General features: G+C 67.5%; 15 protein-coding genes. 5 read left to right on the top strand and 10 right to left on the bottom strand.

Annotated elements, in window-relative coordinates; translation table 11 throughout:
- Positions 1 to 677 precede the first annotated feature (677 nt).
- The 5 genes from cbrB to dksA all read right to left on the bottom strand — a co-directional run bounded on the left by cbrB (position 678) and on the right by dksA (position 6,714).
- Complete coding sequence (gene cbrB, locus PSPA7_RS25975; protein ID WP_012077479.1) at positions 678 to 2,111, bottom strand: two-component system response regulator CbrB; 1,434 nt, start codon at positions 2,109 to 2,111, stop codon at positions 678 to 680.
- A 26-nt stretch (positions 2,112 to 2,137) separates the two neighbouring features.
- Positions 2,138 to 5,089: a two-component system sensor histidine kinase CbrA gene (gene cbrA, locus PSPA7_RS25970; RefSeq protein WP_012077478.1), complete on the bottom strand. Its 2,952-nt coding sequence runs from the start codon at positions 5,087 to 5,089 to the stop codon at positions 2,138 to 2,140.
- Positions 5,073 to 5,249 carry a hypothetical protein gene (locus tag PSPA7_RS25965; protein ID WP_003095129.1) on the bottom strand — a complete coding sequence of 59 codons (177 nt, stop codon included), beginning with the start codon at positions 5,247 to 5,249 and terminating at the stop codon, positions 5,073 to 5,075. The genes cbrA and PSPA7_RS25965 overlap by 17 nt, the downstream gene beginning before the upstream one ends.
- Before the next feature lie 69 nt (positions 5,250 to 5,318).
- Complete coding sequence (gene gluQRS, locus PSPA7_RS25960) at positions 5,319 to 6,200, bottom strand: tRNA glutamyl-Q(34) synthetase GluQRS (RefSeq protein WP_012077477.1); 882 nt, start codon at positions 6,198 to 6,200, stop codon at positions 5,319 to 5,321.
- 67 nt (positions 6,201 to 6,267) lie between these two features.
- The gene (gene dksA / locus PSPA7_RS25955; RefSeq protein WP_003095122.1) at positions 6,268 to 6,714 is read right to left on the bottom strand and encodes an RNA polymerase-binding protein DksA; all 447 of its coding nucleotides are present in this window, start codon (positions 6,712 to 6,714) and stop codon (positions 6,268 to 6,270) included.
- A gap of 192 nt (positions 6,715 to 6,906) precedes the next feature.
- Between dksA and PSPA7_RS25950 the strand changes: the two genes are divergently transcribed.
- Both PSPA7_RS25950 and sfsA read left to right on the top strand, forming a co-directional pair.
- Positions 6,907 to 8,079, top strand: coding sequence for a pyridoxal phosphate-dependent aminotransferase (locus tag PSPA7_RS25950; RefSeq protein ID WP_012077476.1), 1,173 nt, complete (start codon positions 6,907 to 6,909; stop codon positions 8,077 to 8,079).
- Positions 8,079 to 8,786 (top strand): DNA/RNA nuclease SfsA, encoded by a 708-nt coding sequence (gene sfsA / locus PSPA7_RS25945; RefSeq protein ID WP_012077475.1) that lies wholly within the window; start codon positions 8,079 to 8,081, stop codon positions 8,784 to 8,786. Before PSPA7_RS25950 ends, sfsA begins: the two co-directional genes overlap by 1 nt.
- A gap of 16 nt (positions 8,787 to 8,802) precedes the next feature.
- Here sfsA and trmA read toward each other — a convergent pair whose 3' ends face one another.
- Together trmA and PSPA7_RS25935 are read right to left on the bottom strand one after the other, a co-directional pair.
- The gene (gene trmA / locus PSPA7_RS25940; RefSeq protein WP_012077474.1) at positions 8,803 to 9,894 is read right to left on the bottom strand and encodes a tRNA (uridine(54)-C5)-methyltransferase TrmA; all 1,092 of its coding nucleotides are present in this window, start codon (positions 9,892 to 9,894) and stop codon (positions 8,803 to 8,805) included.
- Positions 9,891 to 11,186, bottom strand: coding sequence for an NCS2 family permease (locus PSPA7_RS25935; RefSeq protein ID WP_012077473.1), 1,296 nt, complete (start codon positions 11,184 to 11,186; stop codon positions 9,891 to 9,893). Before PSPA7_RS25935 ends, trmA begins: the two co-directional genes overlap by 4 nt.
- A 414-nt stretch (positions 11,187 to 11,600) precedes the next feature.
- Between PSPA7_RS25935 and PSPA7_RS25930 the strand changes: the two genes are divergently transcribed.
- On the top strand, positions 11,601 to 12,077 hold the full coding sequence (locus PSPA7_RS25930) for a SecDF P1 head subdomain-containing protein (protein ID WP_012077472.1): 477 nt from the start codon (positions 11,601 to 11,603) through the stop codon (positions 12,075 to 12,077).
- 18 nt (positions 12,078 to 12,095) lie between these two features.
- On the opposite strand, the gene ypfJ is transcribed toward PSPA7_RS25930, so the two are convergent.
- Both ypfJ and PSPA7_RS25920 read right to left on the bottom strand, forming a co-directional pair.
- Positions 12,096 to 12,989, bottom strand: coding sequence for a KPN_02809 family neutral zinc metallopeptidase (gene ypfJ, locus PSPA7_RS25925; RefSeq protein WP_012077471.1), 894 nt, complete (start codon positions 12,987 to 12,989; stop codon positions 12,096 to 12,098).
- Positions 12,990 to 13,056: 67 nt separating this feature from the next.
- The gene (locus PSPA7_RS25920; RefSeq protein WP_012077470.1) at positions 13,057 to 13,911 is read right to left on the bottom strand and encodes a PhzF family protein; all 855 of its coding nucleotides are present in this window, start codon (positions 13,909 to 13,911) and stop codon (positions 13,057 to 13,059) included.
- Positions 13,912 to 14,079: 168 nt separating this feature from the next.
- Between PSPA7_RS25920 and alaC the strand changes: the two genes are divergently transcribed.
- On the top strand, positions 14,080 to 15,315 hold the full coding sequence (gene alaC / locus PSPA7_RS25915) for an alanine transaminase (RefSeq protein WP_012077469.1): 1,236 nt from the start codon (positions 14,080 to 14,082) through the stop codon (positions 15,313 to 15,315).
- A 79-nt stretch (positions 15,316 to 15,394) separates the two neighbouring features.
- On the opposite strand, the gene PSPA7_RS25910 is transcribed toward alaC, so the two are convergent.
- Positions 15,395 to 15,844 carry a DUF411 domain-containing protein gene (locus PSPA7_RS25910; RefSeq protein WP_012077468.1) on the bottom strand — a complete coding sequence of 150 codons (450 nt, stop codon included), beginning with the start codon at positions 15,842 to 15,844 and terminating at the stop codon, positions 15,395 to 15,397.
- A gap of 248 nt (positions 15,845 to 16,092) precedes the next feature.
- On the opposite strand from PSPA7_RS25910, the gene PSPA7_RS25905 reads away from it, so the two are divergent.
- Positions 16,093 to 16,548 carry a DUF4345 family protein gene (locus tag PSPA7_RS25905; RefSeq protein ID WP_012077467.1) on the top strand — a complete coding sequence of 152 codons (456 nt, stop codon included), beginning with the start codon at positions 16,093 to 16,095 and terminating at the stop codon, positions 16,546 to 16,548.

Genomic DNA, 16,548 nt, shown 5'->3' with positions numbered 1-16,548 from the left:
GAGGCGGGAGAGGGCCGCAAAAGGCTGCGGTGAGTCTGGCAAGGCATGCGGATGGCCGCATAGTCTGCGCGGATTCTAGCATTGGATGGGGAAATGGTGTAAGGCGAAGGGAGAACGGCAGAAAACGGGGGAAGGGGAGAAGCTACTGGGGGAGCCGAAGCTCCCCCCCAAGTAGGTGCGTGCTTTGTTTTTGTTATGATTTCGGGCTTGTTGTTTTTGTTTGTTGACCCGTCCCTTGAGCCAGTCGCTTCAGGGATATCTCCCAGGCTGGGAGTTCAATAGCAAACGGATTGCTTTGGTCGCTGATGCTGCCATGATCGCCAAGCGATCCAACCAGTCTGTGCGCTGCCTCGAGGCAGTTTTATTCTTCTTCCGACTGGCTACGGGATGGTCCCGACAGCAACTCCTCTCCAAAAGAATCAGTTAGCTGCGCCTCCGCGATTTTGTTTTTGTTGTGCTGGAGTCGTTACGTGTTGTTTTTATTGTCTTCGTCGTTGCTTGTTATTGTTGTTGTGCCAATACATAAGCAGATGCCGTGCCAGTTTTTTGAAACCCAGTAAAATCAAGAGGTTGAGGTTTTCGGTGGGTTGCCGCAGGGCACAAAAAAACCGGGTTCCCGTTACCGATGAACCCGGTTTCTGTTACGCGGCACGTCCGCGGTAACAGGTTGCAGGGTGTTACGAGTCGGCCGAGGCCCCCGATTTGCGCCGCGGAATGCCCAGGCGCTGGCGGCGTTCCCACAGGCACTTGCGGCTGATGCCCAGCTTGCGCGCGAGCTCGGTCTCGGTCATGTGGTCCTGGTGTTCGAGGACGAAATGCTGGAAGTAGTCTTCCAGCGACAGGTCCTCGGTGGGCTCGTGGTTGCTGGCCGCGGCGCCTGCCGGGCCGAGGCCGAGGTCGGCGGCGAAGTCATCCTCGAGATCGTCCAGCTCGATATCGATGCCCAGCAGGTCGGCATGGATTTCCTGGCTCTCGCTGAGGATCACCGCCCGCTCGATGGCGTTCTCCAGTTCGCGCACGTTGCCCGGCCAGGGGTAGTGACGGATCGCCTGTTCGGCATCGTGGGCGAAGCTGAGCGGCGCGCGCCCCATCCGGGTGCACTGGCGGGCCAGAAAGGCGCGGGCGATCTCCATCACGTCGTTGCCGCGCTCGCGCAGGGCGGGCAGCTTCAGCGAGATCACGTGCAGGCGGTAATAGAGGTCCTCGCGGAATTGCCCGGTCTTGGCCAGGGTCTTCAGGTCGCGGTGGGTGGCGGCGATCAGGCGCACGTCGACCTTCTGCGACTGCACCGAGCCGACCCGGCGGATCTCTCCCTCCTGCAACACGCGCAGCAGGCGGGCCTGGGCCTCCAGCGGCAACTCGCCGATCTCGTCGAGGAACAGGGTGCCGCCGTCGGCCGCTTCGACCAGGCCGGCGCGGCCGGCGCTGGCGCCGGTGAAGGCGCCCTTTTCATGGCCGAACAGCTCGGATTCGATCAGGGTTTCCGGAATCGCCGCGCAGTTGACCGAGATCAGCGGCGCCTTGGCGCGCTTCGACAGGTTGTGCAGGGCGCGCGCGACCAGTTCCTTGCCGGTTCCGGACTCGCCCTGGATCAGCACGGTGGAGTCGGTCGGCGCGACCTTGCGGATCTTGCTGTACAGCTCCTGCATCGGCGCGCAGGAGCCGATGATGCCGATCTCGCCGTCGGCCGCCGGGCTGGCGCCGCGCTCGCCGCCGGCCTTGCCCGCGCCCGCCGCGGCCGGCGCGGCGCTGCGGTTTTCCTGGCGGTCCTTGAGGATACGCGCCACCGCCTGCAGCATCTCGTCGTGGTCGAAGGGCTTGGCGATGTAGTCCACCGCGCCCATCTTCATCGAATCCACTGCCGAGCGCAGGCTGGCGTAGCTGGTCATGATCAGCACCGGGATGCCTTCGGCCAGCTTGATCAGTTCGGTGCCGGGCGCGCCCGGCAGGCGCAGGTCGCTGACCACCATGTCGAAGGAGGGGATGGTGTAGCGCTCCTGGGCCTCCTGCACCGAACCGGCTTCGCTGACCTGGTACTGGTTGCGCTCCAGCAGGCGCCGTAATGCGGATCGGATAATGGTTTCGTCTTCGACGATCAGAATATGTGCCATGTATTCAGCTCTCTCGACGTGCTCGTCTACAGCTCGGCCGTCGGGCCAGGGTGCCGCGGCAGGGTCACGCGGAAGCGGGTGCCGCCTTCTCGCGAGTGATCCGTCGGGCTCTCGATGGTTATCTGTCCATAATGCTCTTCCACGATCGAATAGACCAGTGCGAGGCCGAGCCCGGTGCCCTTGCCGGGGTCCTTGGTGGTGAAGAACGGCTCGAACAGCTGGTCCATGATCGCTTTCGGGATGCCGCTGCCTTCGTCCTCGACGATCAGGTCCACGGTGTGTTCGGAGGCTTCGCTGCGGACCCGGATCGCCCCGCCCGGCGGACTGGCGTCGCGGGCGTTGGAGAGCAGATTGATGAGCACCTGGGCCAGGCGCTGAGAGTCGCCCTCGACCCAGTGCGCCGGATCGCACAGGTTGAAGAACTGCACCTCGACGCTGCGCCGGTTCAGCGACAGCAGGCCGATGGCCTCCTGGGCGACCTCGCTCAGGCATACCGGCTCCAGGGCCTGCAGGTGACTGCCGGAATGGGCGAAGCTCATCAGCGACTGGACGATCCTCGAGACGCGCTTGGTCTGGTCGAGGATCTGTTCGCTGATTTCGGTCAGTTCGCCGTCGCCCTCGCGCTCCTCGCGTAGATTCTGCGCCAGGCAGGCGATGCCGGTGATCGGGTTGCCGATCTCGTGGGCGACGCCGGCGGCCAGGCGGCCAATGGATGCCAGGCGCTCGGAGTGGACCAGCTTGTCTTCCAGCAACTGGGTTTCGGTGAGGTCCTCGACCAGCAGCACCAGGCCGCTGTTGCCCGGCGCCAGGGGCTCCTCGATCGCCGCCTTGTGCAGGTTCAGCCAGCGGGTGTGGCCGTCGTAGACCAGGCGCTGCTTGTGCAGATGCTCGTCGGGAGCGTCGATGAAGCGTTCCAGCAGGCCCTTCCAGGGTTCCGGCAGGGCCGACAGGCGCGAGCCGACGACCTTCTGCGCGCCGACCCCGGTGAGTTCCTCGATGGCGCGGTTCCACATCAGCACTTCCTGGTCCTTGGCCAGCGAGCAGACGCCCATCGGCAGGTCCTGCAGGGTCTGCCGGTGGTAGCGGCGGAGGGTGTCGAGTTCGGCGGCGAGACCGGTCAACCGCGAGTGGTAATCCTCCAGGCGGCTCTCGATGAAGTGGATGTCCTCGGTGACGTAGCTTTCCTCGCTGGTCTTGTAGGGCAGGAAGGTTTCCACGATGTCCTGGGCCACGCTCGGCCCCATCAGCCCGGACAGGTTGGCCTCGATGCGGTCGCGCAGGCGGCGCAGGGCGTAGGGGCGGCGTTCGTCGAAGGGCAGGTGGAGGTCGCGCAGGGCCTGCTCGACTTCCTTCTGCGCGGTCTTCGCGCCCAGCGGCTTGGCCAGCTGGCTGGCGAACTCCTGCGGCGAGCCGGCGAACAGCTCGCGGCGCTGCGGACGGCGCACATTGTCCACCGCGCAGGCCTCGGCCGCGCCTTTCTCTTCGTCGCTGGCTTCGGTGAACAGCGAGACCAGGGTGAAGACCAGGACGTTGGCCGCCAGCGAGGACAGCGCCGCCAGGTGCCAGTTGGAGTCGTCCAGCACGTAGATCATGTCGAACAGCGGCAGGTACAGGCCCTGCACGTTGCCCATCAGCGGCAGCAGCATGGTGATCGCCCAGACCAGCATCCCGGCGATCAGCCCGGCGATGAAGCCGCGGCGGTTGGCGGTCGGCCAGTACAGCACCGAGAGGGCGCCGGGGAGGAACTGCAGGGTGGCGACGAAGGACACTATGCCGAGGTTGGACAGGTCCTGCTCGGCGCCCAGCAGCAGGTAGAAGGCATAGCTGGCCATGATGATGGCGACGATCAGCAGGCGCCGGGTCCACTTCAGCCAGCGGTAGATGTTGCCCTGCGCCGGTGGCTGGTAGAGCGGCAGCACCAGGTGGTTGAGGACCATGCCCGATAGCGCCAGGGTCATCACGATGGTCAGCCCGCTGGCGGCGGAGATCCCGCCGACGAAGGCGGCCAGGGCCAGGGCCGGGCTGTCCACCGCCAGGCCGAGGCCGATGGTGTAGTACTCCGGGGTGGTCGAGGCGCCGAGGCGCAGGCCGGCCCAGAGGATCGGCGGCACGGCCAGGCTCATCAGCAGGAGGAACAGTGGCAGGCCCCAACTGGCGGAGATCAGCGCCCGCGGGTTGAGGTTCTCGGTGAAGATCATGTGATACATGTGCGGCATCACGATGGCCGCGGCGAAGAACACCAGCAGCAACGTCCGCCACGGCCCCTCGGCCAGGGGGGTGTGCAGGGTGGTCAGCGCGGTCTGGTTCTGCAACAGCCAGATTTCCAGGCCTTCCGGCCCGCCGAAGACCCCGTACAGGGCGTAGAGGCCGATGCTGCCGAGCATCACCAGCTTGACCAGCGATTCGAAGGCGATGGCGAACACCAGCCCCTCGTGGCGCTCGCGGGTGGCGATGTGGCGGGCGCCGAAGAGGATCGCGAACAGGGTGATCAGGGTGCAGAAGACGAACGCGACCCGCTCCTGGGCCGGGTCTCGGGTGAGGATGCTGATCGAGTCGGCGACCGCCTGGATCTGCAGGGCCAGCATCGGCAGCACGCCGATCAGCATGAACAGGGTGGTCAGGGCACCGGCCCAGGTGCTGCGGAAGCGGAAGGCGAACAGGTCGGCCAGCGAGGACAACTGGTAGGCGCGGGTCACCCGCAGGATCGGGTATAGCAACACCGGGGCGAGCAGGAAGGCCCCGGAGATCCCCAGGTAGATGGCCAGGAAGCCGTAGCCGTACTGGTAGGCCAGGCCGACCGTGCCGTAGAAGGCCCAGGCGCTGGCATAGACCCCCAGCGACAGGGTGTAGACCAGCGGGTGGCGCACCAGCCGGCGCGGCACGTAGCCGCGCTCGGCGATCCAGGCGATGCCGAACAGGGTGAAGAGATAGGCGACGCTGATCAGGATCAGCTGGGTGAGGCTAAAGCTCGTCAGCATCGCGCTGGCTCTGCAGGATGAAAGTGACCACGATGAGGATCAGCCACAGCAGGTACGGGCGGTACCAGGCGCCGTTGGGGTCGATCCACCAGTCCATGATGGCGGGGGAAAAGAGATAGATGCCCACGACCAGGAGCAGGACCAGTCGGTAGATGTACATGCCGCTTCCCTCATGCTTGGGCCGGCAGGCTACAGGCTGCGGGTGGGTGCCGGCAAGCCGCCGGGCGGGCTACAGGCTTTCCTCGGGGAGGGTGGCGCGGCGCGGGATGCGTGTGGCGTCCCAATGCGCGACGCCCCAGGCCAGTGCCTCGCCGGCGCTGCCTTCGGCCAGTTCGGCCGGCGGCCGCTGGCCGAGCGCGCGGAGGGCGCGGGTCAGCGGCACGGCGGCCTGTTCGGCGGGCAGCGGCGGGGAGCGGTAGGACTTGCCCAGCTTGTGCCCGTCCGGCTGGACGATCAGCGGCACGTGCAGGTAGCGCGGCTGGCTCAGCCCCAGCAGTTCCTGGAGATAGAGCTGGCGCGGGGTCGAGTCGAGCAGATCGGCGCCGCGGACGATGTCGGTGATGCCCTGCCAGGCGTCGTCCAGCACCACCGCCAGTTGGTAGGCGTAGAGGCCGTCGCGGCGCTGGATGACGAAATCGCCGACCTCGCGGCCGAGATGCTGGCAGACTTCGCCCTGCACGCGATCGACGAAGCGATATTCCAGCTCAGGCACGCGCAGGCGGATCGCCGCGTCGTCGCGGGCGTGCCCGGCGTCGCGGCAGAAGCCCGGGTAGATACCGGCGAAGTCTTCCAGTTGCTTGCGCGAGCAGGTGCAGGCGTAGGCCAGTCCGCTGCGCAGCAGTTGTTCGATCACCGAGGCGTAGGCCGGGAAGCGTTCGCTCTGGCGTTCCACCGCGCCATCCCACTCGAAGCCGTAGCGCTCCAGGGTCTCCAGGATCGCCCGCTGGGCGCCGGGGACCTCCCGTGGCGGGTCGAGGTCTTCCATGCGCACCAGCCAGCGGCCGCCGACGGCGCGGGCGTCCAGGTAGGAGGCGACGGCCGCCACCAGGGAGCCGAAGTGCAGGTAGCCGCTGGGCGTCGGGGCGAAGCGGCCTACGTAGGAAGAGGTCATGGCGCGGGCGGTGCGGCGGGGAACGACGGAAACGAAACGGGGCGCCTTGGCGCCCCGTCGGTCCGGCTCAGGAGCCGAGTTGCTTCTCGCGGATTTCCGCGAGGGTCTTGCAGTCGATGCAGAGGGTCGCGGTGGGGCGGGCCTCCAGGCGACGGATGCCGATCTCGACGCCGCAGGAGTCGCACCAGCCGTATTCTTCGTCTTCGATCAGCTGCAGGGTCTCGTCGATCTTCTTGATCAGCTTGCGCTCGCGGTCGCGGGCGCGCAGTTCCAGGCTGAACTCTTCTTCCTGGCTGGCGCGGTCGGCCGGATCGGGGAAGTTGGCCGCTTCGTCCTGCATGTGATGCACGGTACGGTCGACCTCTTCCATCAGCTCCTGCTTCCATTTGTTCAGGATCGCGGTGAAGTGCGCGCGCATGCGCTCGCTCATGTACTCCTCGCCCTTGGTTTCCTGGTAGGGCTCGAAGCCGCGGGTCATCTGCTGGCTGCTCTGTTGTTTTGCTTTGGTGGACATGAATGGCCGCCTCTCACTTTCGCTAATCCTGTCCGCGGCAGGGTTCCCTCGCCGGCTCTCCGGCCCCGCGGTCGCAAGCGGGCGAACTTACCAGAACGACAACCTTGGCGCTACTCCCGGTTGTCGAGGCTGGTGTCACCCGCGTAATGGCTTGGTTAGAATCGGTTTTTCCCCGCAAAGTTCGGAATATCCATGGCTACCTCCTATAGCGCACGCAGTCGGGCCATCGAGCCTTTCCACGTCATGGCCCTGCTGGCCCGTGCCAACGAGCTGCAGGCCGCCGGCCACGACGTGATCCACCTGGAAATCGGCGAGCCGGACTTCACCACCGCCGAGCCGATCATCGAGGCCGGGCGCGCCGCCCTGGCCGCCGGGCATACCCGCTACACCGCCGCGCGCGGCCTGCCGGCGCTGCGCGAGGCGATCGCGAGATACTACGGCGAGCGCTACGGGGTCGATCTCGATCCGCAGCGCGTGCTGGTCACCCCGGGCGGCTCCGGCGCCCTCCTGCTGGCCAGCAGCCTGCTGGTCGACCCGGGCCGGCACTGGCTGCTGGCCGATCCGGGCTACCCCTGCAACCGGCACTTCCTGCGCCTGGTCGAAGGCGCCGCGCAACTGGTGCCGGTGGGGCCGGACAGCCGTTACCAACTGACCCCGGCGCTCATCGAGCGGCACTGGGACTCAGACAGTGTAGGCGCTCTGGTGGCCTCGCCGGCGAATCCCACCGGAACCCTGCTCGGCCGCGACGAACTGGCCGGCCTCTCGGCCGCCCTGAAGGGGCGCGGCGGGCACCTGGTGGTGGACGAGATCTACCACGGCCTGACCTACGGCGTGGATGCCGCCTCGGTGCTGGAAGTCGACGACGAGGCCTTCGTCCTGAATAGTTTTTCCAAGTATTTCGGCATGACCGGCTGGCGCCTGGGCTGGCTGGTGGCGCCGCCGGCGGCGCTGCCGGAACTGGAGAAGCTGGCGCAGAACCTCTACATCAGCGCGCCGAGCATGGCCCAGCAGGCCGCGCTGGCCTGCTTCGAGCCGGGCACCATCGCCATCCTCGAGGAGCGCCGCCACGAGTTCGCCCGCCGTCGCGACTTCCTCCTGCCGGCCCTGCGCGAGCTGGGTTTCGGGATCGCCGTGGAGCCGGAAGGCGCCTTCTATCTCTATGCCGATATCAGCGCGTTCGGCGGCGATGCCTACGCTTTCTGCAAGCACTTCATCGAGACCGAGCATGTCGCCTTCACCCCGGGACTGGACTTCGGCCGCCACCAGGCCGGCCACCACGTGCGCTTCGCCTATACCCAGAGCCTGCCGCGCCTGCAGGAAGCGGTGGAGCGGATCGCCCGCGGGCTGAAGGGCTGGCGGCCCTGATGCGTTTCGATCCGCCGCTGGAGGAGGGGCGCCTGCTGCGCCGCTACAAGCGTTTCCTCGCCGATATCGAGAGCGCCGGCGGCGAGCGCCTGACCATCCACTGTCCGAACACCGGCTCGATGCTCAATTGCATGAGCGAGGGCTGCCGGGTCTGGTTCAGCCGCTCCGACGATCCCAGGCGCAAGCTGCCAGGGACCTGGGAGCTTAGCGAGACCCCGCAGGGCCGCCTGGCCTGCGTCAACACGGCGCGGGCCAACCGCCTGGTGGAGGAAGCGCTGCTGGCCGGCGACATCCCCGAACTCGCCGGCTTCGCCAGCCTGCGCCGGGAAGTGGCGTACGGGGTGGAGAACAGCCGTGCCGACTTTCGCCTGGAGTATCCCGCCGGCGCGTTGTTCATCGAGGTGAAGAGCGTCACCCTGGGCTTCGACGAAACCGCCGTGGCGGCCTTCCCCGACGCCGTCACCCTGCGTGGCGCCAAGCACCTGCGCGAACTGGCGGCGCTGGCGCGGGACGGTGTCCGCGCGGTGCAGCTGTACTGCGTGAACCTGTCCGGGATCGAGGCGGTGCGCCCCGCCGACGAGATCGATCCGGCCTACGGCAAGGCCCTGCGCGAGGCGGCGCAAGCGGGCGTCGAGGTGCTGGCCTATGGCGCCGAGGTGACTACGGAAGGATTGCGCCTGGCGCGGCGCCTCCCGGTGCGGCTCTGAGGCGCGGCCAGTTCGCTCAGCGGCGTTCGAGGAGGACGCCGCTTTCCATGTGGTGGGTGTAGGGGAACTGGTCGAACAGCGCGCAGCGGCTGATCCGGTGCGTGTCGTGCAGCTGGGCGATGTTCTGCGCCAGGGTTTCCGGGTTGCACGAGATGTACAGGATGCGTTCGAAGCGCCGGGTCAGCTCGCAGGTGTCCGGGTCCATGCCGGCGCGCGGCGGGTCGACGAACACGCTGCCGAAGGCGTAGCTCTTCAGGTCGATGTCGGCCAGGCGGCGGAACGGGCGGACCTCGTTCAGCGCCTGGGTCAGCTCCTCGGCGGACAGGCGCACCAGGCTGACGTTGTCCACCGCGTTGTCGGCCAGGTTGGCCAGCGCCGCGTTGACCGACGACTTGCTGATCTCGGTGGCCAGCACCTTGCGCACCCGGGTGGCCAGCGGCAGGGTGAAGTTGCCGTTGCCGCAGTACAGTTCGAGCAGGTCGTCTTCGCGCTCGCCGAGCGCCTCGTAGGCCCAGCCGAGCATCTTCTGGTTCACTTCGCCGTTGGGCTGGGTGAAGGCGCCTTCGGGCTGGCGGTAGCGGAAGCGCCGGCCGGCGACCAGCAGTTCCTCTTCCACGTAGTCGCGGCCGACGACGATGCGCTTGCCGCGCGAACGGCCGACCAGACTCACGCCCAGTTCCGCGGCGAGCGCTTCTGCCGCCTGCTGCCAGGCGGCGTCGATCGGCCGGTGGTAGCAAAGGGTGATCAGGGCGTCGCCGGCCAGGGTGGTAAGGAACTCCACCTGGAACAGCTTGAAGCCCAGCGCCGGCTCGGCCCAGGCGTCCTTCAGGCGCGGCATCAGCTCGTTGATGCGGCGGCTGGCGATGGGGAAGTCCTCGATCAGGATCGGGGTGTGCTTGTCGCCCTGTTCGAACATCGCGTAGTGGCGGTTCTCGTTGCCGGTCTCCCGCCACAGGCGGAATTCGGCGCGCAGGCGGTAGTGCTCGCGCGGCGACTCGAAGACTTCCGGCGCGGGCGCCGCGAACGGCGCCAGCAACCCGGCGAGGCGGGCCTTCTTGTCTTCCAGTTGCGCGGCGTAGGCGGCGGGGTCGAACTGCGGACGGCTCATGCGTTGAAGAAGCCCAGCTTGATCACGAAGAGGATGGAGAGGATCACCAGCGCCGGATTCAGCTCGCGCCAGCGTCCGGAAAGCACCTTGATAGCGGTCCAGGAGATGAAGCCGAAGGCGATGCCGGTGGCGATCGAGTAGGTGAACGGCATGGCCAGCGCGGTGACCACCACCGGGGCGGCGACGGTGATGTCTTCCCAGTCGATCTCGGCCAGGCCGGAGGCCATCAGTACGGCGACGAAGAGCAGCGCCGGTGCGGTGGCGAAGGCCGGGACGCTGCCGGCCAGCGGGGCGAAGAACAGCGCCAGGAGGAAGAGGATGGCGACCACGATGGCGGTCAGGCCGGTGCGGCCGCCGGCACTGACACCCGCGGCGGACTCGATGTAGCTGGTGGTGGTCGAGGTGCCTAGCAGCGAACCGCCCATCGCCGCGGTGCTGTCGGCGATCAGCGCGCGGCCCATCTTCGGCATGTGGCCGTCCTTGCCCATCAGCCCGGCGCGCTTGGCGACGCCGATCAGGGTGCCGGAGTTGTCGAACAGGTCGACGAAGAGGAAGGCGAAGATCACGCTGACCAGGCCGATATCCAGCGCGCCCTTGATATCCAGCTGGAGGAAGGTCGGTGCCAGCGACGGCGGCATCGACACCACGCCGCCGAACTGGGTCACGCCGAGCAGGATGGCGATGGCGGTGACCACCAGGATGCCGATCAGCACCGCGCCGGTGACGCTGCGGGCCTCCAGGGCGACGATCAGGATGAAGCCGAGGGTGGCGAGGATCGGCGCCGGCTTGGTCAGGTCACCCATGCCGATCAGGGTCGCCGGGTTGTCCACCACGATGCCGGCGTTCTGCAGGGCGATCAGCGCGAGGAACAGGCCGATCCCGGCGGCGATCGCCGAGCGCAGTGGCAGCGGGATGCTGTTGATGATCCATTCGCGGATGCGGAAGATCGACAGCAGGAAGAACATGGTGGCGGAGATGAACACCGCGCCCAGCGCGACCTGCCAACTGTGGCCCATGTGCAGCACCACGGTGTAGGTGAAGAAGGCGTTCAGGCCCATGCCGGGCGCCAGGGCGATCGGGTAGTTGGCGATCAGGCCCATGATGGTCGAGCCGATCGCCGCCGCCAGGCAGGTGGCGACGAACACCGCGCCCTTGTCCATGCCTGTCTCGCCGAGGATGCTCGGGTTGACGAAGAGGATGTAGGCTATGGTCAGGAAGGTGGTGATCCCCGCCAGGATCTCGGTGCGCACCGTGGTGTTGTGCGCCTTGAGTTGGAACAGCTTTTCCAGCATGTTGGTTTCCCCTGAATGTGCTCTGCAACGATCCCCATGACGCGTGGCCGCTGCCGGAGGCCCGGGAGCCGGCCGCCGGCCAGGGAAAACCGAAATTTCCGCGTGGCGGGCGATGCATCGCTGTCTCGTCGGCGTGGTATCGCGAGCGATCCCGGCAGACGGCTGAGTCCCGAAAATGCGCGAGCCGCATGAAACGACCCACGCACGCCAGGGGCCTCGCGGCGGCCTGCGTGGGGTTCATACGGCTCGAAAAGGCGCGCATCATACCAGTTCGCGGAAGACGGGTGAATTTCCGCCAGTCTAGACAATCGTCGCTTCGCGCAGCTGCCCGCTCGCCCGGCCGACGCGGGCGGCGTTATCATGGGTGGCGGCGTCCGGGCGGACGCCCCGCTCCGGCTCCCTGCAGTACTCATCATGAAACGCTCGACACTCGCATTCCTTCCGCTGGGCCTGGTGCTGCTGCTGGCCGCCTGCGCCAGCGATCCGTTGCCGATCCCACAGCACAGCTTCGGGGTCTACGCCACCGCCAGCAAGCCTTCCGCGGCGTTCCGCACCCTGGCCGACCCTCAGGGCAAGGCGTTGCTGGTGGCGGTCAAGCCGAGCCTGACCCAGGCCGATGTGTTGCGCGCCGAAGTCCTCTACGACCAGAACGGCCGCCCCGGTGTCGAGGTCACCTTCACCGAACAGGCTGCCCGTCGCCTGGCCGCGCTGACCGAGGAGGCCCAGGGGCGCGCGCTGGCGGTGCTGGTGGACGGGCGCCTGCGCCTGGCGCCGCGGGTGCGCGAGCCGATCCGCAACGGCAAGGTCTATCTCGGCGGGCTGGGCTCGGCGTACGAGGCCGGCGAGCTGGCCGACCAGTTGAACGCGCTGAGAAACCAGCCGGGGCGGTGAATCCCGGCCGGCGTCGACTCAGAGGGTCTGCGCCTTGAAGGTGTCGCAGCTGGCCGGCGAGCCGCTCTCGAAACCGGTCTTGAACCAGCGCATGCGTTGCGCCGAGGAGCCGTGGGTGAAGGAGTCCGGCACCACCATGCCACGACCCTGGCGCTGCAGGCGGTCGTCGCCGATGGCGTTGGCGGCGTTCAGGGCTTCCTCCATGTCGCCCGGCTCCAGCCAGTTCAGGCGCTGCTGGGCGCGATTGGCCCAGACCCCGGCGAAGCAGTCCGCCTGCAGTTCCTGGCGCACCGACAGGCCGTTGGCGCCTTCCATGCGCGCGCCGCGCTGGCGGGCGGCGCTGATCTTGGCCGAGATGCCCATCAGGTTCTGTACGTGGTGGCCGACCTCATGGGCGATCACATAGGCCTGGGCGAAGTCGCCGGCGGCGGAGAAGCGCTGCTCCATCTCGCGGAAGAACTCCAGGTCGAGGTAGACCCGGCGGTCGGCCGGGCAATAGAACGGCCCGGTGGCCGAGGAGGCGAAGCCGCAGGCGGAATTCACCCCATTGCTGAACAGCACCAGCTTGGGCTGCTGGTACTGGGCCTGGCCGCTGGCGAAGATCTGTTCCCAGGTGTCCTCGGTGTCGCCGAGGATCGCGCGGACGAACTCGCTCTGCTCGTCGTTGGCCGCCGGGGCCCGACCGCCGGCCTGCTGCTGGGTGGCGGGGGCCTGGGTGTCCATCTGGCCGAGCAGCGAACCGAGGATTTGCATCGGGTCCTGCCCCATCAGCAGGCCGACCACCACCACGATGGCCACCCCACCCAGGCTCAGGCCCTTGCCGCCGATGCGCATGCCGCCCCCGCCGCCTGCGCCTCCTTCGCCCCGGGCATCAATCACGTTGTCACTGCGTCGTCCTTTGCGCCAGAGCATGGCGGTTCTCCTGTACGTTTCGCTTCTTCAGTGTTGTCGCCGTCCGCCGCCTGCGCCACTCCGGCCGTCAGGCCGGAACCAGCAGCTCGGCGCGGGCGAGCAGTTGGACGTGGCCGCCGACCCTGACGCTGCCGTCCGTCGCGACCTCCACGTCGAGCCGGCTGGGGCGGCCGAGATAGCGCCCCTGGCGCAGGACGAAAGGTTCGCCGCGCGCGGCCAGCCCGTGTTCCACCAGGTAGGCGGCGACCGGACCGGCAGCGCTGCCGGTAGCCACGTCTTCCACCAGCCCCAGGCTGTCCCAGGTCCGGCCCTCGCGCCCGTCGACGTCGAGCAGATAGACAAACGCCGCGCCGAGTTTATCCAGCGCCTCTTGCAAATCGTTGACCTGGCGGGCACGACCCAGCGCCTCGGCGGTCACCGGCAGGAGCAGGTAGGGCAGGCCGGTACTGACCACCCGCGGCGGATGCCCGGACAGGTCGTTGGCCGATAGCGAGAAGGCTTCGGCGAACCAGCGGCAGGTCCCGGCGTCCGGGGTGGCGCCGAATTCGGCGCGGCCCTGGTCCATCTCGGCGTAGAAACCGCTGCCCGCCCGCACGCTGCGCAGGGCCACCGACTTGCTGGCCAGGTGCAGCGTCCAGCGCTGTTCGCCGGCGTCGCCGCGCAGATGATGGAGCAGGGCCGCAGCGCCGAGCAGCGGGTGGCCGGCGAACGGCAGTTCTTCCTCCAGGGTGAAGATTCGCGCGCCGAAGACCTGCGGGTCGTCGCCCGGCAACAGGAAGATCGACTCGAACTGGCGCAGCTCGCGGGTCCAGGCCTGCATGGCGGCGTCATCGAGGGCGCTGGCGTCGTCGAATACGGCCAGGCCGTTGCCGGTGAGCGGACGCTCGGCGAACACATCGAGGTGCCAGTAGCGTCGGGACATGGGCCTTTTCCTGTGAAATGGAATGAAAAGCGCGGGGGGGACTCGACAAGCAGCCTATCGGCCTTTATGTTCGCCGACAAGAAAGCGCCTGGCTGGCGCTTTCCAGGCCGTCACAGCGGCCGGCGTCGCTCGGACGGTTCCGGGCGCTTACGTTACTCCGAGGACAGCATGGCTGAATCACGCCCTGCGCGCCGTTTCGCGCGCATCGACCGCCTTCCCCCCTACGTTTTCAATATCACCGCCGAACTGAAGATGGCCGCTCGTCGCCGTGGCGAGGACATCATCGACCTGAGCATGGGCAATCCCGACGGGCCGACCCCGCCGCATATCGTCGAGAAGCTCTGCACCGTCGCCCAGCGCGAAGACACCCACGGCTATTCCACCTCGCGCGGCATCCCGCGCCTGCGCCGGGCCATCTCGCACTGGTACCGCGACCGCTACGACGTGCAGATCGACCCGGAGAGCGAAGCCATCGTCACCATCGGCTCCAAGGAGGGGCTGGCGCACCTGATGCTGGCGACCCTCGACCACGGCGACACCATCCTCGTGCCCAACCCGAGCTATCCGATCCACATCTATGGTGCGGTGATCGCCGGCGCCCAGGTGCGCTCGGTGCCGCTGGTGCCGGGCATCGACTTCTTCAACGAGCTGGAACGGGCGATCCGCGAATCGATTCCCAAGCCGCGCATGATGATCCTCGGCTTCCCTTCCAACCCCACCGCGCAGTGCGTCGAGCTGGACTTCTTCGAGCGCGTGGTGGCGCTGGCCAAGCAGTACGACGTGATGGTGGTGCATGACCTGGCCTATGCCGACATCGTCTACGACGGCTGGAAAGCGCCGTCGATCATGCAGGTGCCGGGCGCCAAGGACATCGCCGTGGAGTTCTTCACCCTGTCGAAGAGCTACAACATGGCCGGCTGGCGGATCGGCTTCATGGTCGGCAATCCCGAGCTGGTCTCGGCCCTGGCGCGGATCAAGAGCTACCACGACTACGGCACCTTCACGCCCCTGCAGGTGGCGGCCATCGCCGCGCTGGAAGGCGACCAGCAGTGCGTCCGCGATATCGCCCAGCAGTACCAGCAGCGCCGCGACGTACTGGTGAAGGGGCTGCGCGAGGCCGGCTGGATGGTGGTGAACCCGAAGGCCTCGATGTATGTCTGGGCGAAGATTCCCGAGCCTTATGCACACCTGGGCTCGCTGGAGTTCGCCAAGAAGCTGTTGCAGGATGCCAAGGTCTCGGTGTCGCCGGGTATCGGCTTCGGCGACTACGGTGACGACCATGTGCGCTTCGCCCTGATCGAAAACCGCGACCGCCTGCGCCAGGCGGTGCGCGGGATCAAGGCGATGTTCCGCGCCGATGGGCTGCTGGCGCCGTCGAAGAAGGCCGATAGCGCGGCGGAGTGACCTTCACGCCGAAGCGGAAAGAAAAACGCCGTTTCCTCCAGGGGAAACGGCGTTTTCGTTGCTGCGTTGCGAAGCCCGCTCAGCGTCCGGGGTACTCCGCCAGCACCGAGGCCTGGCCGCTCCTGCTCAGGCCGACGACTTGGTAGGCATCCTGGCGGTCGCCCATTTCCATGCCCGGTGAGCCGACCGGCATGCCGGGCACCGCGGCGCCGATCAGGTCGGCGCGCGCGCGCAGCTTGAGGATATCGCTGGCCGGGACGTGTCCTTCGACGAACTTGCCATCGATCACCCCGGTATGGCACGAGCCCATGCCATGGGGTACGCCGAGCCGGGTCTTGACCGCGCTCATGTCCGCTTCCACATGGTCGTTGACCTTGAAGCCGTTGGCTTCGAGGTGCCTGATCCAGTCCTTGCAACAGCCGCAATTGGCGTCACGATGCACGTCGATGGCCAGTGGTTCGGCGGCCTGGGCCAGGGAACCGTGGAGCAGGGTGGCGGCCAGGACGGCCAGGGGGGCGAAGCGGCGCATGAGAGTCTCCTTGCGGCGAGCGAATGCCGCGAGCATACCCCCGGCGCACGGCGCCACCCAGCCGGCGAGCTGTATCCACTTGTGACGAAGCGTCCCGCGGCCCGGCGTGCCGGGCTGCCGTCGGGCAGGGACGAATCGTCGCAGCGAACTCGCCGGCGCGCTTCAGGTCTGCTGTCCTTGAGGTTGCCGGGGCGCGCGCCGCCGGTGTCGAACTGATTGCAGGGGCAACAGGCCCGAGGAGAAAGGGGATGCTCTTCGCCCGTTTGGTTTTGCTGGTTCAGGCGCTGGTCTGGGGCGCCCTGGGAGTGCTGTACTGGGTGCGCCCCTACGAAATGGCCAACCTCAGCGGCATGCTGCTGATGGAGGATTCGGCGGTCAGCGATGCGCGGGTATTCTACGGCGGCCATCAGTTCGCCCTGGCGCTGTTCCTGCTGTTCGCCCTGCGCCGGGCATCGCTGGTGCAGCCGGCGCTGATCCTGGTGGTGCTGCTGCAATCCATCCTGACCCTGTCGCGCCTGCTGATCGCCTGGATCGAAGGCGGGATGGCCGCCGACGCCAACCTGTTCGGCCTAGCGTTCCGCGGCGCGATGGCGCTGCTCGGCATCGCCGCCCTGTGGTGGCTGCAGCGGCAGCCGGCTGCGCTGCCCGCAGCGACGCCCGTCGAGCGCGCCGAGCGTCGCGAGGACGACTTCGACGGGCTCTGA

The sequence above is a fragment of the Pseudomonas paraeruginosa PA7 genome, from assembly GCF_000017205.1.
GTDB classification, from domain to species: Bacteria; Pseudomonadota; Gammaproteobacteria; order Pseudomonadales; family Pseudomonadaceae; genus Pseudomonas; species Pseudomonas paraeruginosa.
This window is presented reverse-complemented; position numbering and strand designations above follow the sequence as displayed.